A 25,956-nucleotide genomic window follows, 5' to 3' on the forward strand; every position below is an offset into this window, starting at 1 on the left:
TACCGTACGCAAGATCGAAATGATCGGGCCAGGGGTGTCCGGACTTGTAAAATGACCGGATGCGCTGGACCAAGGACGACGTCATCGCCGCCGCGTTCACCGTTCTGGAGCGGGAGGGGCTCGACAAGCTGACGCTCCGGGGGGTGGCCCGCGAACTGGGGGCCCATCTCAATTCGGTGAGCTGGTACGTGAAGACCAAGCGGAGCCTGATCGAGACGATGGCGGACACCGTGGTGGGCACGGTCGCGACGGACGGCCTCCCGGCCGATCCGGTGGAGCGGGTCCGGGTGGTGATCGGCCGGTACCGGGCGGCGATGCTCGCCCGCCGGGACGGCGGCCGGCTGGTCGCCGGGACGTTCGCCGGGACCGGCCGCACCCTGCGGGTGGCCGAGGTGGTGGTGGCCGCGCTGCTGGAGGCGGGCTACTCGGAGGAGGACGCGGCGCGGCTGTGCTGGGCGCTGGTCTACTTCACGCTCGGTCTCACCCAGGAGGAGCAGAGCTTCCCTCCGGAGGGCACCCCCTTCCCGGCCGAGGACCTGCCCGCCGAGGACTATCCGGCGCTCGCGAAGGTCGGGATCCGGCTGATGGCCCAGGACCCGTTCGACACCCGCTTCGCGTTCGGCCTGACCAGGCTGCTGCGCGGCGACTGACCTCCCCATCAGCGGTGCCGCACCGGTGCGGGCCCGGGTCCGCCCCAGCCGTCCCACCGGTGCGTTCCAGGCCAACGCGCCCGTCAGTGAGCCGCTGTCACTCCTTCACACCCGATCACTCAACTTCCCCGCCATGCACGCCAGTTGCCGCGGACCGGCCCTGCGGTGGGGGCATTCCGGGGGGACGTCGCGTCCTGACGGGCCATACCGGCCGATGACAATGTGTACTGTGCTGCGAGCATCACGTGACAGGGGTTGCGGAACGTCCCAACCCCCGGCCTGCTCCTGCCCGTTGTTCGCGCCGACCTCCCTGGAACGCACTCGATGATCGAACTACCGGAGCTTGCCGTCGGCTCCCTCGCCGCCGGCACCCTGTCCGCCTTCGCCCTCGGCGGCGGCCTGCTGCGGTCCCGGAAGAGACAGGCCCGGCAACGGGCGGAGATCGCCGCCTTACGGGGACGGCTCGACGACACCTTGGCCTCGTTCATCGCCGAACTCGAACAGCTGGCCGACCACCGCATGCCGTCCGCCGCGCGGCAGCTGACCCATCCCCATATCGCCGTGCCCGGCCCGGCCCGGCCCCAGACCGCCGGCACCCCGCTCGGCATCGCCCTGGAGGACGTCCTCAACGGGCTCCGTATCGAGCTCCAGGCCCAGCGCACCCGGATCGACGCCGCGGCCCAGGCCGGGATGCGCGGCGCCACCCGGGAGATCCAGGCCGCGCTGTACCGCCTCCAGGACGCGCTGCGCGGCCTCCAGCAGCGCTACGACGACCCCGAGCTGACCCAGACCCTCTTCGCCCTCGACCACGAGAACGAGCAGTCGCTGCGCCGGGCGCAGGTGGCGGCGGTGGTGTGCGGGGCGTGGGTGGGGCTGGCCCGCGAGGAGTCCCATCTGGTGGACGCCGTCACGGGCGGGCAGTCCCGGCTGGCGGGCTACCACCGGGTGCGGGTGAACAACCATCTGGAGGCCGGCACGGCTCTGGTCTCGCACGCCGTGGAGCCGGTCGCCATCATCCTGGCGGAACTGCTCGACAACGCGCTGCGGCACTCCGCGCCCGACACCGAGGTCACCGTCAATCTGGAGCACGTCCACCACGGGGCCTGTATCACCGTGGACGACGCCGGGCTCGGGATGACCCAGGACGAGCGGGTCCGCGCCCAGCGGCTGGTGGCCGGAACCGATCCCATCCTCCTCACCGACCTCGGTGATCCGCCCCGAATGGGACTGGCCGCGATCGGCCAGCTCACCCGGCAGTTCGACCTGGGAGTCGATCTGTCCTCGCCCTCGCCCTACGGGGGCGTCCGGGCCGTGCTGCGGGTGGACAGCCATCTGCTGACCCGGATCGACCCGGAGCAGAAGCCCCCGGCGGCCAGCGCCCCCCGCTCCACCCGCAACGGCACCGAACGGCCGCCGCTGGAGATCCGGGACACCGAACCGCCCGCCGCGGACAGCGCCCCGCACGGCTACGGCGATGACCTGGACCTGTCCGCCCCGGGCCATGACAGCGGACCCGTCTCGGACGCACTGCCCCGGCGCCGGCGCCGCTCCCGGCCCGCCGTCCCCCCGCAGGGCTCACCACGGCGTACGCCGGCCGCACCGATACGGCCCGCGCCCCGTCCGGAGGACGCAGCCGCCGCGCTCGGCGCGCTGCAGTCCGGCACGGCGGCGGCGCGCGCCTCGGCCCAGGGCGAGCCGGCCGATGACACCGACGCATCGGCCGGGCAGGACACCGATCATTCCGACCATGAAGGGGGCGGACCCCGATGACCAGTCGCGATGCGGGCGACACCGCTTGGGTGCTGGATCCGATCCTGGAAGTGCCGCATGTGGTGGCGGCCGTGCTGCTCACCCGGGACGGACTGGTGACCGGCTACACGGACGCGCTCTCCCGGCCCTCGGCCGACCGGGTGGCCGCCATCATCAGTACCGTCCAGGGCGCGGCCCGGACGGCGGCGGCGGCCTTCGCCGACCGTGACCGGGCCGAGGTACGGCAGATCGTGATCGAGTCGGAGCACGGCTATGTGCTGATCGTGCCGACCGACCACGGCACGGTCGTCGCCGGCTACGGGGACGCCGAGGTACGGCTCGACCTGCTCGCCCACCGGGTCCACTCGCAGGTGGCCCGGCTCGGCGAGAAGGCCATGGCCGCGGCGCCCCGAGGGACCGACGGCGGCACTCCGGCATGACGGGCCGCCCCGGCGGCCGTCCCCTGGTTCCCGCGTATCTGTCGACGGGAGGTGTGGCGCGGCCCAGCCGCCCGCATCTGGAGCGGCTGTCCGTGCTCACGGGCAGCGGAGCGGATCTTCCCGAGGATCTGCCCGCCGCCCAACTCGCCCTGCTGGACGTACTGGACGAGGGCTCACTCACCGTGGTGGAGGCGGCGGCCCTGCTGCGGCTGCCGGTCTCCGCCGTACGGGTGCTGGCCGCCTGTCTGGTCGACCGGGGCCTGGTCCTGGCCCGTGCGCCGATCCCGCCCGCCGAACGGTTCGCCCCCGATCTGCTGAAGAGAGTGGCCGATGGCCTCCGCGCCCTCAAGCACTAGCGACACCGCCCACAACGGCGGCATCCATCTCCCGGACACCGCACGCGACCTGGTCAAGATCCTGGTCACCGGCCCGTTCGGGGTGGGCAAGACGACCCTGATCGACTCCGTCTCGGAGATCCGCCCGCTGCACACCGAGGAGCAGCTCACCGAGGCGTCCGCACAGGTCGACGATCTCGACGGGGTGCGGGAGAAGTCGACGACGACGGTCGCCATCGATTTCGGGCGGATCAGTCTGGCGGGCGGCATCGTCCTCTATCTGTTCGGCACCCCGGGCCAGGAGCGGTTCCGCTCGCTGTGGGACGACATCGCCTATGGAGCGCTGGGCGCGCTGGTCCTGGTGGACAGCCGCCGGATCGACGCCTCGTTCGATGTGCTGGGTCTGGTGGAGGAGAGCGGACTGCCGTACGCGGTGGCCTTCAACTCCTTCCCGGACGCGCCCCGGCACTACTCCGGGGACCAGTTGCGCGAGGCGCTGGATCTGGAGATCGACACGCCGATGGTGATCTGCGACGCCCGCGACCAGAACTCCTCGGTCGACGCGCTGCTCTCCCTGGTCCAGCACCTCATCGACAGCAATCCAGCGGAGCACCGGTGACCACCTATCCCCCCGCCCAGGACGCCTTCTCCCGGTCCGCGCCGGTCCGGCTGTGGGAGGACGGCTTCGCCCTCGACCCGTACCGCTACTACGCCGCGCTGGCCAAGCAGGGTGCGGTGGGCTGGGCGGAGCTGGCGCCGGGGGTGCCGGCGTATGTGGTGACGGGGCGGCGGGCGGCGCTGGATCTGCTGCACGACACGGAGACGTTCTCGCACGATCCGAGGCCGTGGGAGTCGACGGTCGCCGACGACTCGCCGGTGCTCGGCATGATGCGCTGGCGGCCCAACACCCTGTTCGCGGACGGCGCCGAGCATGTCCGCTACCGGACGGCGCTGATCGACTCGTTCGATCTGATGGAGCCGCACGATCTGCGGGACCGGGTGCACCGGGCGGTGCGGGTGCTGGTGAGCCGGTTCGGGCCGCGCGGTGAGGCCGATCTGGTGGGTGACTTCGCCCGGCCGCTGATGGCGCTGGTCTTCAACAGCCTGTTCGGGCTGCCGGAGAGCCAGAGCGACCGGCTCAACGGAGCGCTCGGCAAGATGATGGAGGGTGGTGCGCAGGCGACCGAGGGCGAGCAGGAGTTCGGCGGGTATGTGCTGGAGCTGATCGCCGGGAAGGTGCAGCGGCGCGGTAAGGACATGCCGAGCGCGCTGCTGGACCATCCGGCGGGGCTGACGCCGGAGGAGGTCACCCACCAGGTGTTCCTCACCCTGAGCGCCGGGCACGAGCCGACCACCAACCTGATCTCCAACGCCCTGTCGCGGATCCTCGGCAACCCGCTCTACTACTCGACGCTCACCAATGGCGCCCTGCCGGTGATGGAGGCGGTGGTGGAGGTGCTGCACCATGAGACGCCGCTCGCCAACTACGGCATCCACTACGCCCGCAAGGCGCTCACCTTCCACGGCACCTGGATCCGCGCCTCGGTGCCGGTCGTCGTCTCGTACGGGGCGATGGCGCACTTCGCCGAGCAGACGGATCTCAAGGACGGCCGGCCCCGGGACGCCTCGCACATGTCCTGGTCGGCCGGGCCGCACGCCTGCCCGGTCAAGCAGCACGCCCTGCTGATCACCACCGAGGCGATCGAGCGGCTCACCCAGTGGCTGCCCGATCTCCGGCCGGTTCTGCCCCGCGAGCGGCTGACCTGGCGTCCCGGCCCGTTCGTCCGCTCGCTCACCACGCTGCCCGTCCGCTTCAGCCCCCGCTCGCCCGACCAGCCCGGAGGGTAGCCGTCTCCGTGACCGATCGCATCGACCTCGACCCGTTCGGCGCCGACATAGCCGCCGAGAGCGCCCGGCTGCGGGCGCGCGGCCCGATCGTGCCGGTGAATCTGCCCGGCGGCATCCCCGCCTGGGCGCCCACCGGCCACGACGTCCTCAAGGAGCTGATCCTCGACCCGCGGGTCAGCCGGGACCCTCGGCTGCACTGGAAGCTGTGGCCCGAGGTCGGTGAGCACCCGTCGTGGGGGTGGGTGCTCGGCTGGGTCGGCGTGGTCAACATGCTCTCGACGTACGGCGCGGACCACGCGCGGCTGCGCAAGCTGATCGCCCCGAGTTTCACCCTGCGCCGGACGGAGACGCTGCGGCCCCGGGTGGAGGCGATCACCGCGGAGCTGCTGGACGCGCTGGAGGCGCGGGCGGCGGAGGGCGGGGGGACGGTGGATGTGCGGGCGGGGCTGGCGCATCCGCTGCCGATGCGGCTGATCTGCGAGCTGTTCGGGGTCCCGGACGAGCTGTGGGACGCGACCGGGACGCTGATCGCCGCGATCATGGACACCTCCGATCCGAGCCCGGAGCACGCGGCGTTCGTGCAGCGGCGGATCGGTGAGGTGCTGCCCGCGCTGATCGGGTACCGCACCGAGCACCCCGGCGACGACCTCACCAGCGAGCTGATCCGGGTCCATGACGAGGACGGCGACCGGCTCAGCGACGAGGAACTGCTCTACACCCTGCTGCTGGTCATAGGGGCGGGCTTCGAGACCACGGTGAATCTGATCGGCAACGCGGTGGTGGCGCTGCTGCGGGATCCGGCGCAGCTCGCGGCGGTGCGGTCGGGCGGGACGGGCTGGGACGCGGTGATCGACGAGACGCTGCGGGTGCATCCGTCGATCGCCTCGCTGCCGCTGCGGTTCGCGGTGGAGGACCTGGAGGTCGGGGACGTGACCGTGCCCGCCGGGGACGCGATCATCACCACCTACGCCGCCGCGGGACTGGACCCGGCGCACTACGGGGCGGACGCGGGGGTGTTCGACGCGGGGCGCGGGGCGGAGGACCATCTGTCGTTCGGGATCGGCGTGCACCGCTGCATCGGGGCGCCGCTGGCCCGGCTGGAGGCGCTCACCGCGCTGCCGGCGCTGTTCGAGCGGTTCCCGGGGATGCGGCTGGCGGTGGAGGCCGGGGAGCTGCGGCAGGTGCCGTCGTTCATAGCGTTCGGCTGGCAGGAAGTACCGGTCCGGCTGCACGGCTGAGACCCGGGCCGCCGCGAGGCCGCCGTATACGGGCCGTGGGCGCCCGACCGGTCCCCCGTGCCGGTCGTTGCGCCCACGGCTCGTTGAACTTACGTCGACAACCGGCTGATTGTGAACCGTGTCGATGCCCGATCGACGGGCCGGAACACTCAACCGTGCACAGGTGAGTCCGGTTTGTTTTAGTTTGCAGCTACCCGGGTTGTCACCGGGGCTCAGATCGCCTGGTCGAGATCCGGCGGGGTCAGCTCCCCGAGCGCCAGATGCGACAGCACCACCTCGTACAGATCACTGCCCGAGGCCAGCAGTTGCCGCTCCAGTACGGGTTCGGCGCCCCGGACGCGTTCGCGGACGGTCTGGGCGTGCACCCCGAGGAGCTGGGCGGCGCGCTCGGCGTTGGCCCCGGCGGCGAGCCAGGTGCGGACCGTGCGGCGCAGATCACGGCCGTCGGAGTCGAGCCGGGCCAGCAGATCCCGGGACCAGGAGCGCAGCGCGGGACCGGCGAGCAGTTCGCCCAGCTCCGGGCGGTCGGGCCGGGGGTCGGGCGCCGGGGTCCGCGGATGTCCCTCGCGCTGCCCTTCGTGGGTGTTCAGCGCGAGATGGACGGCGGCCCGTACGGACAGGTCGGAGAAGTCCGTGCCTAGGAGTTGTTCGACCCGGTCCATCCGGGCGCGGACGGTGTTGCGGCTGACGCCGAGCACCTTCGCGGCGCTGACGGCGGTGAACTCCAGGCCCAGCCGGGTGGTGGCGAGGAGTTCGGCGCGGGTGTGGTGGGGCAGGGTGTCCAGCGGTCTGAGGACCCGGGTGGACCAGGCGTGCAGGGCGGCCGGGTCCATCAGGCGTTCGGGGTGGGAGCGCTCGGCGTACACCGCGGCCTGTTCGGGGCGGAAGCGGGCGACGGCCAGGGCGCTGACGGCCTGGCTGTAGGCGGTGGCGGTGCGGGCGAGGTCCTGGCGGACGCTGCCGCCGAGGAAGGTGCCGGGCCGGGAGCCGACCAGGGCGCGCAGTTCGCGGACCTCGTCGTCGCCGGGGAGGACGACGATCACATGCTCGTCGACGGCGGGGCAGCGCACCACCAGGGCCCGTTCGCCGGTGGCGTCCAGACAGGCCTCGGCGAGCCGGTCGCGTTCCTCGGGGGTGCTCTCGGCGACATAGACGAAGGCCGAGTCGGTGTCGAGGAGGCCGGGCCACAGACCGGCGGCGACACGGCGGGCGGCGACGATGTCCTGCACCATCAGCAGCTGAAGGATGGCGAGCCGCAGATCGGCGGCGGCGCGCTGGAGCCGGCGTCCGGCGACGGTCGACTCCCTGGCCCGGAGCAGCAGTTCCAGGACGGACGCGGTGTGGGTGACGACCTCGGAGGCACGCCGGTCGAAGGGGGCGGTCCGGGCGACGGCCAGCACCCCGCCGCCGAGGGGCGGGGGCAGGTCGACGTGGACCAGCCGCAGATGGCGTCCGGCGTCCTCCAGGGCGGCCGAGGCGATCCGGCCGTCGACGATCGCCCTGGTCAGACCGGGTTCGAGCGGGATACGGCGGCCCGCGAGCAGGGTGCCGGAGGCGTCCTGGACGCAGACCGTGCCGTCCACCGCGTCCGCGAGCCAGGCGGCGACCCGCCCGGGGTCACGGCCGGAGGGCCGCAGCTGGTCGAGGAGTTCCCCGGCCCAGTCCACGGCGCGGCGGTCCCCGTCGCGGCTGTCCGTGCGGCGGCCGTCCTGGCTGTTGCTGTCTCCGCCGCGGTCGTCCCGGCTGTGGCTGACTCTGCCGCGGTCGTCCCCGCTGTGGCTGTCCCAGCCGCGGCTGTCTCCGCTGTGGCTGAATCTGCCGTCGCCTCTGTCGTGGTCGCCTCTGTCGCCGTCGGTGACGCCGCCGTCCTCCTGGCCGGCCATGAATATCCCACTCCTCGTCCCTGGTGTCGGCCCGGTCCTGCCCAGGGACGGTACCTCACGGCTCCGGGACGGGTGCTGTGGTGCGGACCACGGCAGTGCCGTGCCGGAGCGGCGTCGCGGGGGTACCGGCACGGCCCGTACCGTCCGGCTCCCCGGTACCGCATAAGCTCGGCCAATGGCGAAGTACTACGACGTGCACCCCGACAACCCCCAGCCGCGGACCATCGGCCAGATCGCCGACAGCATCCGCGCGGACGCGTTGATCGCGTACCCGACGGACTCCTGCTACGCGCTCGGGTGCCGGATCGGCAGCCGGGACGGCATCGACCGGATCCGTTCCATCCGGCATCTGGACGACCGGCACCACTTCACCCTGGTGTGCCAGGACTTCGCGCAGCTCGGTCAGTTCGTCCGGGTGGACAACGACGTCTTCCGCGCGATCAAGGCGTCCACGCCCGGCAGCTACACCTTCATCCTCCCGGCCACCAAGGAGGTGCCGCGGATGCTCCAGCACCCCAAGAAGAAGACCGTCGGGGTGCGTATCCCAGACCATGTGGTGACCCAGGCGCTGCTGCACGCGCTGGGCGAGCCGCTGCTGTCGAGCACGCTGCTGCTGCCCGACGAGGAGGAGCCGCTGACCCAGGGCTGGGAGATCAAGGACCGGCTCGACCATGTGCTGGACGGGGTGGTGGACTCCGGTGACTGCGGCACCGAGCCGACCACGGTGATCGACTTCTCGGACGGCGAGGCGGAGATCGTCCGCCGGGGCGCGGGCGACACCTCACGCTTCGAGTGACACGGCGAAGGCCGTCTCGCCGCGCCCGGGTGCATCTGCCATGACACGATGACCGGCGTCGCCGCCGTCGGCCGATCGCACAGGAGGCACCCCCCATGACCGCCGTACACAGCGCCCTCGTCGACATCCCCACCGCGGACGGTATCGCCGACGCCTATCTGGTCCGGCCGGCGGACGGCGGTCCGTATCCGGGGGCACTGATGTTCATGGACGGGTTCGGGCTGCGGCCGGGGCTCACCGCCAAGGCGGACCGGCTGGCGGCGGCCGGGTACACGGTCCTGTTGCCCAATGTGTTCTACCGTCAGGGGCCCGCGCCGGTCGTGGAGCTGCCGGAGTTCATCGATCTGGGGGCCAGGCCGGAGCTGTTCCAGCAGGTCATGCCGATGATCGAGGCGCTGACGCCGGAGCGGGCGATGCGGGACACGGACGCCTGTCTGGGCCGGCTCGCCGAGGACCCGGCGGTCATGGACGGGCCGGTGGGGGTGGTCGGTTACTGTCTGGGCGCCCGGTTGGCCCTGTTCACGGCGGGCACCTATCCGGACCGGGTGGCGGCGGCGGCCGGTTTCCACGGCGGGAACCTGGCGTCGCCGGACCCGGACAGCCCGCATCTGCTGGCCGACCGGATCACCGCCGAGCTGCACTTCGGACACGCCGACGGCGACCGGTCCAACCCGCCGGAGGCCATCGAGCGGCTGGAGAACGCGCTGACGGCGGCGGGCGTACGGCACACCTGCGAGGTGTACACGGGCGCCCATCACGGGTTCACCCAGCAGGACACCTCGGTGTACGACGCGGCGGCCGACGCACGGCACTGGGCCGCGACGCTCGCTCTGTTCGGGCGGAATCTGTAGACGGACTTCTCCAGACGGAATCCGTAGCACGCCCCGGAACCGGGCCCGCCCACGTCCGACGCGGGCCCGAGGAAACCTCCTTCCCCGCACTGCATTGACATGCTCGCGTCGCAGCGGGAGTCTGAGAGCGCTCTCAGGTCCGGTCCGGACCAATGTCCGGTCCGGACCAATCCCCCCGCTCGAATCCCCCCACCCGCATCCCCCACACCCGCACGGAGGTGGAGAGTGCCCACCGTCAACAGGCACAGGATCCTGGCCGCCGCGGCGGCGACCGCGCTGGTCGCCACGCTGGTCTCGCTCGGCGGACCGGCCGGAGCGCGGACCGCCGCGCCCGGCCGGGCCGCCGTTCCCGCCACGATCCCGCTGTCGCTCACCAACAACTCGGGCCGCGCCGACGCGGTCCATGTCTATGTCCTCGGCACCGCCCCCGACGGCCGGCAGGGCTGGGCCGACGCGTCCGGCACCTTCCACGCCTGGCCGGCGGGCGGCAATCCGCCCACCCCGGCGCCGGACGCGTCGATCCCGGGACCGGCGGCCGGACAGTCCAAGACGATCCGGATCCCCAAACTGTCCGGCCGGATCTACTTCTCCTACGGCCAGAAGCTCGACTTCCGGCTGACCACCGGCGGACTGGTGCAGCCCGCCGTGCAGAACCCCAGCGACCCCAACCGCAACATCCTCTTCAACTGGTCCGAGTACACCCTCAACGACGCCGGTATCTGGCTGAACAGCACCCAGGTCGACATGTTCTCCGCGCCCTACTCGGTCGGCGTGCAGCGGGCCGACGGCGGGGTGGCCAGCACCGGGAAGCTCAAGGCGGGCGGCTACAACGGCGTGTTCGCGGCGCTGCGGGCCCAGCCCGGCTGGTCGGGGCTGGTGCAGACCCGCCCGGACGGCACGGTGCTGCGCGCGCTGGCCCCGCTGTACGGCATGGAGACGGGCGGGCTGTCCCGGACGGTGCTGGACGACTACATCAACCGCGTCTGGCAGCGGTACGCCACCACGACCCTGACGGTGACGCCGTTCGGGGACCGGCCGGACGTCAAGTACTTCGGCCGGGTCTCGGGCGAGGTCATGAACTTCACCAACAGCGCGGGGGCGACGGTGACCAGCTTCCGCAAGCCCGACGCCGACAGTGTCTTCGGCTGCCACAAACTGCTGGACGCCCCCAACGACCAGGTGCGCGGCCCGATCTCCCGGACCCTGTGCGCGGGCTTCAACCGCTCGACGCTGCTGGTCAACCCGAACCAGCCGGACGCCTCGTCGGCGAACTTCTACCGGGACGGGGTGACCAACCACTACGCCCGGGTCATCCATGAGCGGATGGCCGACGGCAAGGCGTACGCGTTCGCCTTCGACGATGTCGGGGCGCATGAGTCGCTGGTGCACGACGGGAATCCGCAGCAGGCCCGGCTGACGCTGGATCCGTTCAACTGACCGTCCCCCGGCCGCCGTACGGCCCCCGGGAGCATCTGCCGGCGGGCCGTGCGGACAAAGTTAACCGAGTGAGCACACGCCCGAATCACACATACCCCACCTCTCCCATGGATAATCCACACAACATTTACATCTGTGGGGAGTGGGCCGATGGAAGGCACAGTCGATGGATTCCGCTATGGGGCGATCACCCCGATAGCGGCGTATCTCATGGCATGTCTGGGCGGAGCGCTCGGACTGCGCTGCACCGTGCGGTCGCTGGTGGACGAGCGGAAGTGGCGTCCGGGGTGGCTCGCGCTGGGGGCCGCGTCGATCGGGTGCGGCATCTGGACGATGCACTTCATCGCGATGATGGGCTTCCAGGTCCAGGAGACCTGGATCCGCTACGACACCGGTCTGACCCTGCTCAGCCTGCTGGTCGCGGTGGTCGTGGTCGGCATCGGGGTGTTCCTGGTCGGGAAGCGCGGCGCGCGGCGGGGCACCCTGCTGGTCGCCGGTGTCATCACCGGGCTGGGCGTCGCCGCGATGCACTACCTGGGCATGGCCGCCCTGCACATGAACGGCCAGGTCCACTACGACGTCGTCACGGTGGGCCTGTCCCTGGTGATCGCGATCGTCGCCGCGACCGCCGCGCTCTGGGCGGCCGTCACCATCCGCGGGTTCCTGGCCAGCCTCGGCGCCAGCCTGGTGATGGGTGTCGCCGTCTCCGGGATGCACTACACCGGCATGGCCGCGGTGAGCGTCGAGGTGCACGGCACCCTCGCCACCTCCTGGAGCGGTGCCTCGGCCTCGTCGCTGGCGCTGCCGATGCTGATGGGCCCGGTGGTGTTCCTGCTGCTGGCCGGGGTCGTGGTGATGTTCGATCCGCTGCTGGTGCTGGGCGACGGCGAGTGGAACCGGTCCTCCGGCACCGCCCGGCGCGAGCCGGCGACCGCCGCGGTCCCCGAGGCGACGGCCCCGGAGCCTGCGGCCGGCATGTTCGGGGAGCCGCCCGGCCCGCGGCCCTGGTGAGTGCGGAACCGGGAACAGCGCCGGCGCGCGCACGGTTGACGTCCAGCGGACAGCTGTCCACCCCCGCCGGATGGAGGAACCCGTGCCGCCCACCCCCCGCCCGCTGCGCAGACTGGGCTTTCTGACCATCGGGTTGTTCGACGGGGCGGATCCGCGCCGCGGACACGAAACGACCCTGGAGATCATCGAGCTGGGCGAACAGCTCGGCTTCGACAGCGCCTGGGTGCGGCACCGCCACCTCCAGTACGGCATCTCCTCCCCCGTCGCCGTCCTGGCCGCCGCCTCGCAGCGCACCCACCGGATCGAACTCGGCACCGCGGTGATCCCGCTGGGCTGGGAGAACCCGCTGCGGCTCGCCGAGGACCTGGCCACCGTCGACATCCTGTCCGGCGGCCGGCTCAACCCCGGGGTGAGCGTGGGGCCGCCGACGCACTTCGACCGCGTCAAGGACGCCCTCTACCCGGACACCGCCGACGCCGAGGACTTCGGCTACGGGCGGGTCCGGCGGCTGCTGGACCTGGTGCGGGGCGAGCGGGCGAGCGACTTCAGCGGCATCGAGGGGTTCGAGGTCTTCTCGGACCGCGTCCAGCCGCACTCCCCCGGACTGGGCGCCCGGCTCTGGTACGGCGGCGGCAGCCTGTCCTCCGCCCGCTGGGCCGGCGAGCACACCATGAACTTCCTGACCAGCAGCGTCGTCAAGGCCGAGGGCCCGGATGACCCGGAGCGGGCCCCCGGGACCTGGGACTTCGGCGAGATCCAGCGCGCCCAGATCCGCGCCTTCCGCGCCGCGCACCCCGCCGGTGAGGCCGCCCGGGTCTCGCAGGGCCTGGTGGTGATCCCCACCGACTCCGCGACCCCCGCCCAGCGCGCCCGGTACGCGGAGTACGCGGCCCGGCGCACCCCCCGGACCAGGAGCCCGCAGGGACCGGCGCGGCTGCTGTTCGCCCCCGACCTCGTCGGCACCTCGCAGGAGCTGGCCGAGCGGCTGCACGCGCACCCCGCGTTCCGGGAGGTCGACGAGGTGGCGTTCGCGCTGCCGTTCGACTTCGCGCCCGAGGACTATGTGCAGATCCTCACCGATCTCGCGACGCGGCTGGGGCCCGCGCTGGGGTGGTCCGCGAGCTGACGGGGGCTCACCAGCGGCCGGGTTCGCTGCCCACCAGGGCCTCGGACGGCCTGCCGTCGACACCGACCGGGACGTCCCCGGCGAGCATCACCCGGTGCATGGTCCGGGGCTGGCCGAGGTGGGCGTTGTCGGAGGGGGCGAGATGGATGGTGGCCCGGTTGTCCCAGAACGCCACACTGCCGGGCTCCCAGCGGAAGCGGACGGTGTACTCGGGGCGGGTGGCCTGTTCGAGGAGCAGTTCCAGCAGCAGCCGGCTCTCGGCGCGGGAGACGTCCGTGAGGTGCTCGACGTAGTAGCCGTTGACGAACAGCACCCGCTCGCCGGTCTCCGGATGGACCCGGACCAGGGGGTGGACGGTGGCGATCTGGTGGTCCAGGAGATGGCGGACATAGGCGTCGTCGCCGGGTCGGGACTGGTAGCCGACGCCGAGCCGGTGCTCGGCGCGCAGCCCGTCGGCGAACGCGCGGACCGGGGCGGACAGTCCGGCGTAGGCGGCGGCCAGATTGGACCAGGTGGTGTCACCGCCGTAGGGCGGTACGGTCTCGGCGCGCAGGATCGTCGCGGCCGGCGGGTCGATCCGGGCGCCGTGGTCGCAGTGCCAGCCGCGCAGCGGGATGTGGCGGCGGCGCCGCAGCCATTCGTCGTGCTCCATGCCGTACCGGCCGCCCAGTTCCAGCCGGTCGGCGGTGGTCTCGATCTCGGGGTGCCCGGCGGGTGAGGCCGAGCCGCGCCTACGCAGCACCACCGGCTCCCCGAACCGCCGGGCGAACCGCACATGCCCCTCGTGGTCCAGCCGCTGCCCCCGGAAGAACACCACCTTCCAGCGCAGCACCGCCGCCCGCACCGCCGCGACCTGCGCCTCGTCCAGCCCGTCCGCCAGATCGACACCGGTGATCTCGGCGCCGATGTACCCGGCGACCGGCCGCACCTCGATGCCCCCGCCCTGCTTGGTCGTCATGCCTGCACTCCATCGGTCGTCATCGTCGCTTCCCTGGGCCCCTGGGGAGATCGTGGCAGCCGGGGTGGCGGCGGGCGACAGGGCCCCCGGCCGATCGCGGCGCTCCGGTTGTTCGCGCCGCCCGGTGTCCTTGAGGCTGGGGGGACCAGACGCGTCAAGGGAAGGTCATCCCGTGGTCAGCATCCCCGAACACCCCCTCAATGACGGCACCCGGCTGCCCGCGCTGGGCCTGGGCACCTGGCCGATGAACGACGCGGAGGCCGAGGAGGCCGTCCTCACCGCGCTGGACCTCGGCTACCGGCTGATCGACACCGCGGTGAACTACCGCAACGAGACCGGGGTGGGCCGCGCCCTGGCCCGTACCCCGGTCCCGGCCGCCGACATCGTGGTGACGACCAAGGTCCCCGGGCGGCAGCACGGCTACGAGGAGACCCTCGCCTCCTTCGCGGAGTCCCGCGCCCGGCTCGGGGTGGAGCGGATCGGGCTGTATCTGATCCACTGGCCGCTGCCCCGGGTGGACCGGTACGTGGAGTCCTGGCGGGCCATGATCAAGCTGCGGGAGGAGGGGCTGGTCCGCTCGATCGGCGTCTCCAACTTCACCCCCGCGCACCTCGACCGGCTGGAGCGGGAGACGGGCGTGCTGCCCGCCGTGAACCAGGTCGAGCTGCATCCGCTGTTCCCGCAGGACGCGCTGCGCGCCCACCATGCCGCCAAGGGCATCCTGATCGAGAGCTGGAGCCCGCTGGGCCGGGGTTCCGATCTGCTGGCGGACCCGGCGATCACGGCCCTGGCCGGGAAGTACGGGGTCACCCCGGGCCAGATCGTGCTGCGCTGGCAGGTGCAGCTGGGGCTGGTCCCGATCCCCAAGTCGGCCGACGCCGGGCGGCAGCGGCAGAACCTGGACGTGTTCGGCTTCGCGCTGGACGCCGGGGAGCTGCGGGCGGTCGCCGACCGGGCCCACCGGCGGCTGGGCGGGGACCCGGACCTCCAGGAGGAGTTCTGACCCGGGCACCCCGCCGTCATGGACCCGGGTCAGGCGAGGTGCTCCTCGAAGAAGTCCATGGTGGCCTCCATCGAGTCGGGCCACTGGGAGTAGAAGGTGTGCGCCTCGCCCTCGTAGGTCAGCAGCTCCACGTCCTTGCCGGCCTCCTCGAACACCGAGACGGCCTCCCGGGACCATTCGATGAGGGCGTTGACGTCCTCGGTGCCGTGGTGGACGAGGAGGGGCTCGGTGACCCGGTCGACATAGGTGAGGGGGCTGGCCTCGCGCCAGAACTCGGGGTTCTCCTCGGGGGTGCCGTTCTCCTCCTCGATCTCCGCGACGACGGGCTGGCCCTCCTGGTAGAAGTCGATGTTCTCCTCGGGGCGGGCGCTGACCGGCGCGAACGCCACCGCCGCGTCGAACACGCCCGGCGCCACCGCCAGCGTGTTGTAGACGACCCCGCCGCCCAGGGAGCGGCCGAGCAGTCCGATGCGGTCGCCGTCGATCTCGGGGCGGCCGGAGCCGCGCATCGCGAGGGCCGCGCCGATGACGTCCTCGGTGTAGCCGAGGCGCAGACTGCGTTCGTTGTCGGGGTCGTCGTCGGAACCGGCGTGGTTGCGGTAGTCGGTGTGCAGCACGATGTAGCCGTTGCGGGCGAGCAGGTCCTGCTCCCGGGCGAGGCCCCGGCCGGTGGTGTACACATCCGGGTCGATATAGCCGTGGGCGAGGACGAGCGCCGGGAAGGGACCGTCGCCGGTAGGGATGTTCATGATCCCGGAGATGGTCAGCCCGTTGGCCCGGTAGGTGACCGCGTACTGGGTGTAGGCGTCGGTTCTGCTGCGGACGTCGCCGAGGCGCAGATCGGTGCCGGTGTGCTCACGGGCGATGAGGGCCGGGATGGAGACCGGGTTGGGTGGCTCCGTGCTCGGACTCGCGCTCGGTGGCGCGCTCGTGGGCGTACCGGAGGAGGTGGGGGGTGAGGAGGGCGACGGGGAGGGGGCCGCGTCGTTCTCGCTGTCGGTACAGCCGGCCGCCGTCGTCAGAACGAGGGTGACGGCCAGGCAGGCTTTGCTCAGCAACCGCATACGGCCCAGTATCCCCAAGGGCCGCGCCGGGAACCAGCGTTGATATATCAAGCCCGCCGGGCGCGCAGGGCGGCGAGGGCCTGGTCGGCGTGGCTGTTCATGCGCAGTTCGCTGCGGACGACCGCGAGGACGGTCCGGTCCCGGTCGATGACGAAGGTGGCCCGCTTGGTCGGGACGAGGGCGATTCCGCGCTTGACACCGAAGAGGGCGCGGACCGTGCCGTCCGGGTCGGAGAGCAGGGGCATCCCGAGGCCGTGCTTGTCGGCGAACTGCTGCTGCTTGTCGACCGCATCGCCGCTGACGCCGACGGCACGGGCGCCCGCCTCGGTGAACTCGGCGGCCAGATCCCGGAAGTGGCAGGCCTCGGCGGTGCAGCCGGGGCTGAGCGCGGCGGGGTAGAAGAACAGGACGACCGGGCCGTCGGCGAGCAGTGCGGTCAGCCGCCGGGCGGTGCCGGTCTCGTCCCGCAGCTCGAAGTCCTCGACCCGGTCACCGACATCCACTCGTCCTGCCATGGCTTCCTCCGAAACGCGGTACGGGGGCTGTGAGGGGGATCCGCGGCGGATACTACGCGAGGGTAACCGCGGTGTCCGGGCCGGGACCCGGGGTCGTGGTCGTGGGTCCGTTCCCGGGGGTGGGGCGGCCGTGGCGCTGATGGGCGCCGGGGGTGTGGCCGAAGGAGCGGCGGAAGACATCGATGAAGGCGCTGGCGGTGGACCAGCCGCAGCGGTGGGCGACGGTGGTGACGGGCAGGCCCTCGGCCAGCATCCGCAGGGCGTGGTACAGCCGGGACTGGGTGCGCCACTGGGGGTAGCTCATCCCGAACTCGGTGCGGAAGAGCCTGCTCAGGGTGCGTTCGCCGGTGCCGGTGGCCGCGCCCAGGGCGGCCAGGGTGCGGGGGTCGGCGGGATCCTCGTGCACCAGGGCGCAGACGGCGGCCAGCCGGGGGTCGGTGGCGGTGGGCAGCCGCAGCGGCTGCTGCGGTGAGGCGCGCAGTTGGTCGCGCAGGACGGCGAGGAGCCGGGTGCGTTCGGGTCCGGTGTCCTCGGGGTCGTGGGTGTAGGCGAGGATCAGCTCGCGCAGCAGGGGGCTCACCACCAGGACGGTGGGGGTGGCGAGGCCGAGCGGGTTGTCGTCGGCGGGCAGGCCGACGGTGTGCAGGGCGAGGTGGCCGTGGGCGCGGTGGGCGTGGACGGCCCCGGCGGGCACCCACAGGGCGCGGGTGCCGGGCGCGAACCAGGTGCCGTGCGCGGTGGTGACGGCCAGCACCCCGGAGCCGGCGTAGACGATCTGGTGCTCGTCGTGGCGGTGGGCGTCGATACGGGCGCCGGCCGTCAGGATCTGGGCCCTGGTGGGGGCCCTCGGGTCATGGCGGATGTTCGACACAATCCGGCAGTTTAATGAAAGCCCGACAGCGGTGCCCGGCGGGACGATCGCCCCATGCCGATGAAATCCACGACGACCCCGGTGGCCGGTGCGCGGTCCCGGGGTTCCGCCCGGCGGCGGCCGATCGCCCTGATGTCCGTCGCCCATGCCTGTGTCGACATCTACCAGGGGGCGGTGGCGGCGCTGGTGCCGTACTTCGTCGCCGAGCGCGCCTACTCCTATGCGGCGGCCTCGGGGATCGTGCTCGCCGCCTCGCTGCTGTCGTCGCTGGTGCAGCCGCTGTTCGGGGTGCTGACGGACCGGCGGCCGATGCCGTGGCTGCTGCCGGTGAGTGTGTTCGTGTCCGGGGCGGGGGTGGCGCTGAGCGGGGTGGGGGACGCGTACGCGGCGACGCTGGTGGCGGTGGCGGTCTCCGGGATCGGGGTGGCGGCCTATCACCCGGAGGCGGCGCGGGCCGCGCGGGCGGTGTCGGGGGGCAGCCAGACGGCGATGGGGTGGTTCTCGCTGGGCGGCAATGTCGGGTTCGCGCTGGCCCCGCTGCTGGTGTGGGCGGTGGTGGCGACGGGCTCGCTCCGGGCGACCCCGCTGCTGGTGGTCCCGGCGCTGCTGGGGACCGTCCTGTATCTGGTGACCCGGCGGGCCCCGGCGGTGGCGGTGGCGGCGGGCGAGGTGAGCGGGCGGGACGACTGGCCGGCGTTTCTGCGGCTGTCGGGGGCGATCGTCTGCCGGTCGATCGTGTTCGTGGGGCTGAGCGCCTTCATCTCGCTGTATGTGCGGGAGAGGGTCGGCGGGGGTGCGGCGGCCGGGACGGCGGCGCTGTTCGTGCTGTACGCGGGCGGGGCGATGGGGACGGTGGTGGGCGGCAGGCTCGCCGACCGGTACGGGCGGATGGCGGTGCTGCGGCACTCGTACGCGGTGACGGTGGTGGCGGTGGCGGGGCTGCTGCTGGTGCCGGGGCCCGCGGTGTTCGTCTTCGTGGCGCTGGTGTCGGCGGGGCTCTATGTGCCGTTCGCGCTGCACATCACGCTGGGCCAGGACTGTCTGCCCCGGCACATGGGCACCGCGAGCGGGGTCACCCTGGGGCTCGCGGTCAGTGCGGGCGGGCTGGCGGCCCCGGCGCTGGGCGCGCTCGCGGACGCCACGACCCTGCGGACGGCGCTGGTCCCGCTGGTGGCGCTGCCGGCGGTGGCGTGGCTGCTGGTGCGGGGGTTGCGGGAGCCGGGGGCACGCTCCGGCTCTGACGCGCCCGGGACACGTGTCGGCCCGGACGCCGGGGCGAAGGAGCCTGGGGCGTATATCGGCCCGGATGCCGGGGCGAAGGAGCCCGGGACAAGTGTCGGTCCTGACGCCGGGGCGAAGAAGCCCGGGACACATCTCGGCCCGGACGCCGGGACGAAGGAGCACGGGGCGTAACGGCCTGACGTGCGGTCAGTGCGGGGCGGGGTCCCCCCTGTCCCCCCGGTCTTCGCCCTCCTCCTCGTCCGTCATATGGGCGAGGAAGTCGTCGACCATGCGGTGGAAGAGCGTGGCGAGGCGGCGGAGTTCCTCGGGTTCCCAGTCGGCGAGGGCCAGCTGCATGCCGCGGGCGCCGGCCTCGCGGATCCGGGTGATGGCCTCGCGGCCGGGCTCGGTCAGCTCGATGCGCTGGGCACGGCGGTCGTCGGGGTCGGGGACCCGGGTGACATAACCGGCGCGCTCCAACTGCTGGACCGTGCGGGTGACATGGGACGCCTCGACGCCGAGGCGGGCGGCCAGTTCGCCGGGGCGGGGCGGCTCGCCGTCGGCCATCCGGCGCAGCACGGCCGTCGCGGCGCGGTCCAGGGGGACTCCGGCCAGGGCCATCAGCTTGTCGTGCTGCCGGGCGCGCGAGCTGAGGTAGGTGATCCGGGAGAGCGCGCGCTCGATCTCGGTCACCTCCGGGGAGGCGGGAGTGGTGGGCAGCGTCGAGGGCATGTATCGACTTTACCATATCGTTGCGTAACGCAAGTAAATCGTCGATCGGATGACCGCGCTGATCGGGTAACCATGCCGATCGAATGATAATTAGGTTAGGCTTACCTCACTTACTTGGCGTTTTTCTCGCGAGTGAGAAGAGGAGCGATGCCCGTTCTGACGACCCCGCCCCGCCCGGTGCGGACGACCGGCCCCCGGGTGGCGCGGCTGGTGGCCCGGCTCGCCGTGACCGACGACCCCGGCCGGGCGGCGCTCACGGCGGAGTTCTGGAGCGAGGTGCAGCGGCTCGGCACCCCACTGGTCGAGGCGGCACCGGACGCGCCGGACGAACGGGTGGTGACCTTCCTGTGGCGAGGTCACCGGGCCACCCGTCAGGTGCTGCTGTGCGGCGGCCCGCTGGTCGACGGCGAGCAACTCGCCGGGGCCCTGCTGGAGCATGTGCCCGGCACGGACGTCTGGCAGCTGGGGCTGCGGCTGCGGGCCGACCACCGGGGCTCGTACCGGCTGGCGGCGGACATCTCGACCAAGGAGCCGCCGACCGACCCGGAGGAACTCCAGCTGCGGCTGCGGTCGTTGTCGGTGCACGCGGCGGCCGACCCGCTCAACCCCCGTACGATCCCCCGGCGCTGGCAGCGCGCCGACAGCTCGGTCTTCGCCCTGCCCGGGGCCCCGGCGCTGCCGCCCGGGATCCCGGACCGCACCGCCCCGGACGCGGGCCGGGCCGTGCGCCATCCGGTGCCGTCGGTGCCGCTGGGCGGGGCCCGGGACACCTGGGTGTACCTCCCGGTCGGCGGGGCTCTGGCCGGGGCGCCGCCGTTGCCAGTGGTGGTGCTGACCGACGGCGACATGTGGTTCGGGCGGCTCGGGCTGGCGCACACGCTGGACGCCCTGATCGCGGCCGGTGCGCTGCCCCCGCTGGCCGTGCTGGCGCCGGACGCGGTCGACCGGCCCACCCGGCGCCGGGAACTCGCCGACCGGGACGCCTTCGTGACCTTCCTGGCCACCGAGCTGCTCCCCTGGGCCGCCCGCCGCTGGCCCCTGACCCCCGACCCGGCCCGCACGGTCGTGGCCGGTCAGCGCCTCGGCGCGAGCACCGCGCTGTACGCCGCCCTGCGCCACCCCGCCCGCTTCGGCACCGTGCTGGCCCAGTCCGCCACCCCCTCCCCGGAACCCCGCACCACCGCCGTCCCCCCGCTCCCGGTCCGCGTCCAGCTGGACGTCGGTCTCCAGGAGGGTCCCTCGCTCCCCCACACCCGCGCCCTGTACGCGTCCCTGCGCACCGCCGGGAACCATGTCACCCGCTCCGAGTTCAACGGCGGCCACGACTACGCGTGCTGGCGGGTGGCGCTGGTGCAGGGGCTGGTACGGCTGCTGGGCGAGAGCGGGGCGCAGGGCGCCGCGGGGGTCACTCCACGACCGTGATGGCCGCCGCCGGGCACAGGTTCTCCGCCTCGCGGACGTCGTCGTGGACCGCCTCGGGCGGGGTGGCGTCCAGGACGTAGGAGACGCCGTCGTCCTCGCGCTGGTCGAAGACGCCCGGGGCCGACAGGACGCACTGGCCCGCGGACACACACCGGGAGCCGTCCACTTCCACCCGCACGGTCCGCTCCTCGCGGGTCGGGGCGGTCACCAGGTGACCGGGAGTTCATGGACGCCGTAGACCACGCTGTCGTTCTTGAAGGTGAGTCCGGCGCGCGGGGTGGCCAGGCGCAGGGTCGGGATACGGCGGTAGAGAGTGCCGTAGGCGACCTGGAGTTCCATCCGGGCCAGCGGCTGGCCCAGGCACTGGTGGACGCCGAAACCGAAGGCGAGGTGACGGCGGCTGCCGCGGGCCAGGTTCAGCCGGTCGGGGTCGGGGAAGGCGGCGGGGTCGCGGTTGGCGAGTTCGTTGGGGAAGATCAGGCCCTCGCCCGCCCGGACGGTGTGCCCGGCGAACTCGAAGTCGGCGAGCACGGCCCGGCGGCGGCCGTTGTGCACGATGCTGAGATAGCGCAGCAGTTCCTCCACCGCCGCCGCGATCAGCTTCGGGTCCTCGGTGTCGCGCAGCAGGGCGAGCTGTTCGGGGTGGTCGAGCAGCGCGGCCGTGCCCAGGGCGATCATGTTGGCGGTGGTCTCATGACCGGCGATCAGCAGCAGGACGCCCATCCGGGCGGCCTCGATCCGGGTGAGTTCACCGGCGGCGACCCGCTCGGCCAGCTCCGAGAGCACATCCTCGCCCGGTTCCCGGTCCGCGGCGGCGAGCCGGTCGTCCAGATACGCGACGAGCCGGTCCAGCGCCGCCATCCGCTCGTCCGTCGAATCCGACTCGCGGAGCAGGCTCCGGCTGTTCTCCTGGAAGAACTCATGGTCGGTGTAGGGCACCCCGAGCAGTTCGCAGATCACCAGCGAGGGCAGCGGCAGCGCGAACGCCTCGACCAGATCGGCGTGGTCGGGGCCCGCCAGCATGGCGTCGATCAGCCCGTCGACGATCCGCTGCACCCCGGGCCGCATGGCCTCGACCCGGCGCAAGGTGAACGGCGCCGTCACCATCCGGCGCAGCCGGGCGTGTTCGGGATCGTCCATCAGGATGAAGCTGGTGCCGTTGCCGGGCCGGCTCGGGCGCCGGGCCGGGAAGGGATAGCCGGGGCGCTCGATGTCGGCGCTGACCCGGGGGTCTAGCAGCAGGGCGCGCTGGTCGGCGTGGCGGGTCACCAGCCAGGGGGTGCTGCCGTCCCACAGGCGCACCCGGAGCAGGCGTCCGCTCTCCTGCCGGTCCGTCAGATCCGGCGCCGGGTCGTAGGGGCAGCCCGCGGCGCGGGGCATCGGGTAGTCGGGGGCCCGGGAGGATTCGGGACGGGGGTCGCCGGTCAGGGTGTCGGCCATGTCTCTCCATGTCGGCGGGGGAATGTCTGCCACCTCAGGGAAACAGGGCGGACTGACACCTTCCGGTCAGTCACCTGACAGAAGTCTGACGTGACGGGCATCACATGGGCCGGGTTCAGTGCGCGGAACCGGCCCCCAGCTCCGCCCCGCCCAGCCAGTAGCCGAAGCCCCGCCGGGTGTGGATCAGCGCCGGGGGGTCCCGGTCGACCTTGCGGCGCAGCCGGGAGACCAGTTGCTCGATGGCGTTGTCCCCTCGGTAGTCGCCCCAGACGCAGCGGCCGATCTGCTCCTTGGACAGCACCTGGTGGGTGTGGACGAGGAGATGCCGCAGCAGCCGGTACTCGGCGGGGGTGAGGTCGAGGACGCGGGTGCCCCGGCTGACCCGGCACAGGGTGTCGTCCAGCAGCAGATCGGCGTAGCGCAGCACGTCGCCGGGGCGGCTCGCGCCGGTGCCGCGCAGCAGGACCTGGATCCGGGCGAGCACCTCGGCGACCCGGAACGGCTTGGTGACGTAGTCGCGCCAGCCGTGGCCCGGCGCGGCGAGCAGCCCGCCCAGCGAGTCGTAGGGGGTCAGCAGCAGCACGGGTGGGCGCGGTCCGGGGGCCGTGCGGACCCGGCGGGTGAGCTCCTCGGAGTCGGGCAGCGGGAAATCGACCACGGCCAGGTCGAACGACTGGTCCCGGACCCGGTCCAGCGCCTCCAGACCGGAGGCCGCCGCGCTCACCCGGTAGCCCGCCAGCCCGAGGGTGGTGGTGAGGAGTTCGGCGAGCTGCGGCTCGGGCGCCACGACCAGGAGCCGCTGTCCCGCCCCGCGCGCGAGGCCGGCCGGTCCCGCGGGGTCCGCCGCCCGGCCCACCGCCGGAGGAAGGGGAGCTGCCGACCTGTCGGGGTACATGCGGATCACCCAATCTCGCTGCCTGCCTGGATCCAGTAATCCACGCGGGCCGGGCCCGCTCAAGTAAGTGACAGGCCAAGATCGGGGCCGTGGCGGACGGACGGGGCCGACGGGGCCGACTGCACAGCCGTTCGGGCGAAACCCGCGCGGGCCGCGCGTGACACCCCCGTGGGCCGTCCACATCTGAGGGCGTGGCCCTCCCCTTGATCGCGCCCATGCTCGCCACGCCCGGTGCGCTGCCGCCCGTGGCCCAGGACACGCGCTGGGCGTACGAGACCAAGCAGGACGGGCAGCGTGCGGTGGTGTATCTCGCGGGTGACGGGAGCGCCGTCCTGCGGGCCCGCTCCGGGGAGGACATCACCGCCGCCTATCCCGAACTGGCCGGGCTCGGCACGGCCCTGGGCACCACCCCGGCCGTCCTGGACGGCGAGGTGCTCGCGCTGGACGCGGACGGGCGGGCCGACTTCCAGCTCCTCCAGTCACGGATGGGGCTCGCTCGATCACCGGGACGGGCGGCACGGCGGGCCGCGACGACGCCGGTCCATCTGGCGCTGTTCGACGTCCTGCACCTGGCCGGGCACCCGCTGCTCCGGGAGCCGTACCGGGCCCGGCGGGCGCTGCTGGAGTCGCTGGAGCTGGCCGGGCCCTACTGGTCGACGCCGGGCGCGCTGGTCGGGCACGGCGCACAGGCGCTGCGAGCCACCAGGGAGCACGGGCTCGAAGGGCTGGTCTGCAAACGGCTGGACTCGGTGTACGAGCCCGGGGTCCGTTCCCGCGCCTGGATCAAGATCCGCAACATACGGGGCGTCGATGTGGTGGTCGGCGGCTGGCAGCCCGGCAAGGGACGGCTCACCGGCCTGCCGGGCTCCCTGCTGGCCGGCCAGTTCGACGGCGCCGGGCGGCTGCGGTACGTCGGCAATGTGGGCACCGGCTGGAGCGAGGCCGAGCGCGCCGAACTGGCCGCGCTGCTGGCGCAGTACGCCGCCCCGGCCGCGCCCTTCGACCCGGTGCCGCCGGTCACGGGGGTCCACTGGGTGCTGCCCCGGCTGGTCGGCGAGGTCCGGTACAGCACCCGCACCCGGTCCGGCCTGCTGCGCCAGCCGTCCTGGCTGCGGCTGCGGCAGGACATCGCACCGGGGGACTCGGCGGCGCTGCTCCCCGAGGGTTCGGACTGAGCGGGGCGGGACGGGACGGCCGCTGCTCGCTGAGGGCTCCGGCTGACCGGGACGGGGCTGCGCTGTTCGCCGGGGACTCCGGCCGACCGGGGCGAGACTGCGCCGCTTCCCCGGGGCTCCGGCCGACCGGGGCGAGACCGCGCTGCTCCCCGGAGACTCCGGCCGACCGGGACGAGACCGCGCCGCTTCCCCGGAGACTCCGGCCGACCGGGACGAGACCGCGCCGCTTCCCCGGAGACCCCGGCCGACCGCGACGCGACGGCGCGCCGCTCCCCGACGAATCCGGCTGACAGGGACGGACCGGCAGGCTGATCCCCCGCGGCCCAGCCCTACTCCCGGACCGGTCCGGGGTGAGTGTTGGTCTGCGTTTCACCGGTGGGACGCCCGTGGCCTCTTGGCGCGGAGGGTGCGTGAACGGCACTCTGAGACCGCTCTGCGAACCCCCCTTCCCCCCACAGCCGTTGGGCTGCATCCCCCAAGGAGCCGCCGTGCCCACGCAGAAGTCCGCCCCGCGCGCCGGACGCTGGTCCGCCGTTCTCGCCGGTGCCTTCGCGCTGGTCCTCCTCCATCCCGCCACCGCGCAGGCCGCTCCCCCGGCCGGACTGCCGGGCAGCGCCGACGGGTTCGAGCAGACGTTCCAGCCCGCCTACGACTACGACACCGACGGCTGCTACCCCACGCCCGCCATCGGCGCCGACGGCACGGTCAACCCGGGCCTCAACCCGACCGGTGCGCTGGGCGGCCAGTGCCGGGACTCCTGGGACCTGGACAACACCAACGGCTACTCCCGCTACAAGTGCAACAACGGCTGGTGCGGCATCGTCTACGCGCTGTACTTCGAGAAGGACCAGGCCCTGCCCGGCGTCAGCCTGGGCGGTCACCGCCACGACTGGGAGCATGTCGTGGTGTGGGTGCAGGACGACCAGGTGAAGTACGTCTCGACGTCCAACCACGGCACGTTCACCGTGCACAACGCGTCGGCGATCCGCTTCGACGCCACCCACCCCAAGATCGTCTACCACAAGGACGGCATCAGCACCCACTGCTTCCGCGCCGCCACCGCCAACGACGAGCCGCCGGAGAACCACAAGGGCGCCTGGCAGTACCCGGCGCTGGTCGGCTGGAACGGGTACCCCTCCGGCATCCGCGACACGCTCGCCTCGTACACCTTCGGCAGCGCCAACTTCGGGCTGAAGGACAGCAGCTTCGCCTCGCATCTGTCCTCGGCGAAACCGGCGGGCATCGCGTTCGACCCGAACGCCTGACCCCCTCCGCGGCCGGGGGCCGCGCGCCGCC

General features: G+C 72.9%; 26 protein-coding genes. 17 read left to right on the forward strand and 9 right to left on the reverse strand.

What is annotated here, in order from left to right; translation table 11 throughout:
* Positions 1 to 59 precede the first annotated feature (59 nt).
* The 7 genes from ABZX40_RS20575 to ABZX40_RS20605 all read left to right on the forward strand — a co-directional run bounded on the left by ABZX40_RS20575 (position 60) and on the right by ABZX40_RS20605 (position 6,260).
* On the forward strand, positions 60 to 650 hold the full coding sequence (locus ABZX40_RS20575; protein WP_355733885.1) for a TetR/AcrR family transcriptional regulator C-terminal domain-containing protein: 591 nt from the start codon (positions 60 to 62) through the stop codon (positions 648 to 650).
* Between the two features lie 324 nt (positions 651 to 974).
* A complete protein-coding gene (locus ABZX40_RS20580) occupies positions 975 to 2,420 on the forward strand; it encodes an ATP-binding protein (protein ID WP_355733888.1) in 1,446 nt (481 codons plus the stop codon).
* Positions 2,417 to 2,839 (forward strand): roadblock/LC7 domain-containing protein, encoded by a 423-nt coding sequence (locus tag ABZX40_RS20585; protein WP_355733891.1) that lies wholly within the window; start codon positions 2,417 to 2,419, stop codon positions 2,837 to 2,839. Before ABZX40_RS20580 ends, ABZX40_RS20585 begins: the two co-directional genes overlap by 4 nt.
* Complete coding sequence (locus tag ABZX40_RS20590; protein ID WP_355733893.1) at positions 2,836 to 3,195, forward strand: DUF742 domain-containing protein; 360 nt, start codon at positions 2,836 to 2,838, stop codon at positions 3,193 to 3,195. Before ABZX40_RS20585 ends, ABZX40_RS20590 begins: the two co-directional genes overlap by 4 nt.
* Positions 3,170 to 3,793 (forward strand): ATP/GTP-binding protein, encoded by a 624-nt coding sequence (locus ABZX40_RS20595; RefSeq protein WP_355733895.1) that lies wholly within the window; start codon positions 3,170 to 3,172, stop codon positions 3,791 to 3,793. Before ABZX40_RS20590 ends, ABZX40_RS20595 begins: the two co-directional genes overlap by 26 nt.
* Positions 3,790 to 5,022: a cytochrome P450 gene (locus tag ABZX40_RS20600; protein ID WP_355733897.1), complete on the forward strand. Its 1,233-nt coding sequence runs from the start codon at positions 3,790 to 3,792 to the stop codon at positions 5,020 to 5,022. The genes ABZX40_RS20595 and ABZX40_RS20600 overlap by 4 nt, the downstream gene beginning before the upstream one ends.
* A gap of 8 nt (positions 5,023 to 5,030) precedes the next feature.
* The gene (locus ABZX40_RS20605) at positions 5,031 to 6,260 is read left to right on the forward strand and encodes a cytochrome P450 (RefSeq protein ID WP_355733900.1); all 1,230 of its coding nucleotides are present in this window, start codon (positions 5,031 to 5,033) and stop codon (positions 6,258 to 6,260) included.
* A 212-nt stretch (positions 6,261 to 6,472) separates the two neighbouring features.
* On the opposite strand, the gene ABZX40_RS20610 is transcribed toward ABZX40_RS20605, so the two are convergent.
* Positions 6,473 to 8,143: a helix-turn-helix domain-containing protein gene (locus ABZX40_RS20610; protein ID WP_355733902.1), complete on the reverse strand. Its 1,671-nt coding sequence runs from the start codon at positions 8,141 to 8,143 to the stop codon at positions 6,473 to 6,475.
* A gap of 175 nt (positions 8,144 to 8,318) precedes the next feature.
* Between ABZX40_RS20610 and ABZX40_RS20615 the strand changes: the two genes are divergently transcribed.
* The 5 genes from ABZX40_RS20615 to ABZX40_RS20635 all read left to right on the forward strand — a co-directional run bounded on the left by ABZX40_RS20615 (position 8,319) and on the right by ABZX40_RS20635 (position 13,364).
* Complete coding sequence (locus ABZX40_RS20615; protein ID WP_355733904.1) at positions 8,319 to 8,939, forward strand: L-threonylcarbamoyladenylate synthase; 621 nt, start codon at positions 8,319 to 8,321, stop codon at positions 8,937 to 8,939.
* 95 nt (positions 8,940 to 9,034) lie between these two features.
* Complete coding sequence (locus tag ABZX40_RS20620) at positions 9,035 to 9,790, forward strand: dienelactone hydrolase family protein (RefSeq protein WP_355733906.1); 756 nt, start codon at positions 9,035 to 9,037, stop codon at positions 9,788 to 9,790.
* A 225-nt stretch (positions 9,791 to 10,015) separates the two neighbouring features.
* On the forward strand, positions 10,016 to 11,227 hold the full coding sequence (locus ABZX40_RS20625; protein WP_356008929.1) for a glycoside hydrolase family 64 protein: 1,212 nt from the start codon (positions 10,016 to 10,018) through the stop codon (positions 11,225 to 11,227).
* A gap of 150 nt (positions 11,228 to 11,377) precedes the next feature.
* A complete protein-coding gene (locus ABZX40_RS20630; RefSeq protein WP_355743077.1) occupies positions 11,378 to 12,238 on the forward strand; it encodes an MHYT domain-containing protein in 861 nt (286 codons plus the stop codon).
* Positions 12,239 to 12,320: 82 nt separating this feature from the next.
* Positions 12,321 to 13,364 (forward strand): LLM class flavin-dependent oxidoreductase, encoded by a 1,044-nt coding sequence (locus ABZX40_RS20635; protein WP_355743074.1) that lies wholly within the window; start codon positions 12,321 to 12,323, stop codon positions 13,362 to 13,364.
* Positions 13,365 to 13,371: 7 nt separating this feature from the next.
* On the opposite strand, the gene ABZX40_RS20640 is transcribed toward ABZX40_RS20635, so the two are convergent.
* Positions 13,372 to 14,322, reverse strand: coding sequence for a TauD/TfdA family dioxygenase (locus ABZX40_RS20640; protein ID WP_355743071.1), 951 nt, complete (start codon positions 14,320 to 14,322; stop codon positions 13,372 to 13,374).
* A 172-nt stretch (positions 14,323 to 14,494) separates the two neighbouring features.
* Between ABZX40_RS20640 and ABZX40_RS20645 the strand changes: the two genes are divergently transcribed.
* Positions 14,495 to 15,325 (forward strand): aldo/keto reductase, encoded by an 831-nt coding sequence (locus ABZX40_RS20645; protein WP_355743068.1) that lies wholly within the window; start codon positions 14,495 to 14,497, stop codon positions 15,323 to 15,325.
* A gap of 29 nt (positions 15,326 to 15,354) precedes the next feature.
* On the opposite strand, the gene ABZX40_RS20650 is transcribed toward ABZX40_RS20645, so the two are convergent.
* Genes ABZX40_RS20650 through ABZX40_RS20660 form a run of 3 tightly spaced genes read right to left on the reverse strand, consistent with a single transcriptional unit; the run spans position 15,355 to position 17,775 of the window.
* Positions 15,355 to 16,389 carry a prolyl oligopeptidase family serine peptidase gene (locus tag ABZX40_RS20650; protein WP_355743065.1) on the reverse strand — a complete coding sequence of 345 codons (1,035 nt, stop codon included), beginning with the start codon at positions 16,387 to 16,389 and terminating at the stop codon, positions 15,355 to 15,357.
* 47 nt (positions 16,390 to 16,436) lie between these two features.
* Complete coding sequence (locus ABZX40_RS20655; protein ID WP_355743062.1) at positions 16,437 to 16,904, reverse strand: peroxiredoxin; 468 nt, start codon at positions 16,902 to 16,904, stop codon at positions 16,437 to 16,439.
* A 52-nt stretch (positions 16,905 to 16,956) separates the two neighbouring features.
* Positions 16,957 to 17,775, reverse strand: coding sequence for a helix-turn-helix transcriptional regulator (locus ABZX40_RS20660; protein ID WP_355743060.1), 819 nt, complete (start codon positions 17,773 to 17,775; stop codon positions 16,957 to 16,959).
* Positions 17,776 to 17,907: 132 nt separating this feature from the next.
* On the opposite strand from ABZX40_RS20660, the gene ABZX40_RS20665 reads away from it, so the two are divergent.
* The gene (locus ABZX40_RS20665; protein ID WP_355743104.1) at positions 17,908 to 19,188 is read left to right on the forward strand and encodes an MFS transporter; all 1,281 of its coding nucleotides are present in this window, start codon (positions 17,908 to 17,910) and stop codon (positions 19,186 to 19,188) included.
* A 15-nt stretch (positions 19,189 to 19,203) separates the two neighbouring features.
* Here ABZX40_RS20665 and ABZX40_RS20670 read toward each other — a convergent pair whose 3' ends face one another.
* A complete protein-coding gene (locus tag ABZX40_RS20670) occupies positions 19,204 to 19,728 on the reverse strand; it encodes a MarR family transcriptional regulator (protein WP_355743057.1) in 525 nt (174 codons plus the stop codon).
* Between the two features lie 147 nt (positions 19,729 to 19,875).
* On the opposite strand from ABZX40_RS20670, the gene ABZX40_RS20675 reads away from it, so the two are divergent.
* Positions 19,876 to 21,150, forward strand: a complete 1,275-nt coding sequence (locus tag ABZX40_RS20675; RefSeq protein WP_355743054.1) for an alpha/beta hydrolase-fold protein — start codon at positions 19,876 to 19,878, stop codon at positions 21,148 to 21,150.
* Here the strand turns inward: ABZX40_RS20675 and ABZX40_RS20680 are convergent.
* The 3 genes from ABZX40_RS20680 to ABZX40_RS20690 form a co-directional block, all read right to left on the reverse strand.
* A complete protein-coding gene (locus ABZX40_RS20680; RefSeq protein WP_355743101.1) occupies positions 21,134 to 21,328 on the reverse strand; it encodes a ferredoxin in 195 nt (64 codons plus the stop codon). The two genes, ABZX40_RS20675 and ABZX40_RS20680, sit on opposite strands and share 17 nt — an antisense overlap.
* Positions 21,329 to 21,354: 26 nt before the next feature.
* Complete coding sequence (locus tag ABZX40_RS20685) at positions 21,355 to 22,590, reverse strand: cytochrome P450 (RefSeq protein WP_355743051.1); 1,236 nt, start codon at positions 22,588 to 22,590, stop codon at positions 21,355 to 21,357.
* 115 nt (positions 22,591 to 22,705) lie between these two features.
* Complete coding sequence (locus tag ABZX40_RS20690) at positions 22,706 to 23,485, reverse strand: response regulator transcription factor (RefSeq protein ID WP_355743049.1); 780 nt, start codon at positions 23,483 to 23,485, stop codon at positions 22,706 to 22,708.
* A 191-nt stretch (positions 23,486 to 23,676) separates the two neighbouring features.
* Between ABZX40_RS20690 and ligD the strand changes: the two genes are divergently transcribed.
* The gene (gene ligD, locus ABZX40_RS20695) at positions 23,677 to 24,660 is read left to right on the forward strand and encodes a non-homologous end-joining DNA ligase (RefSeq protein ID WP_355743046.1); all 984 of its coding nucleotides are present in this window, start codon (positions 23,677 to 23,679) and stop codon (positions 24,658 to 24,660) included.
* Positions 24,661 to 25,148: 488 nt separating this feature from the next.
* A complete protein-coding gene (locus tag ABZX40_RS20700; protein ID WP_355743043.1) occupies positions 25,149 to 25,925 on the forward strand; it encodes an NPP1 family protein in 777 nt (258 codons plus the stop codon).
* Positions 25,926 to 25,956 lie beyond the last annotated feature (31 nt).

The organism is Streptomyces sp. NPDC004610 (assembly GCF_040609715.1).
Taxonomy (GTDB): domain Bacteria; phylum Actinomycetota; class Actinomycetes; order Streptomycetales; family Streptomycetaceae; genus Streptomyces.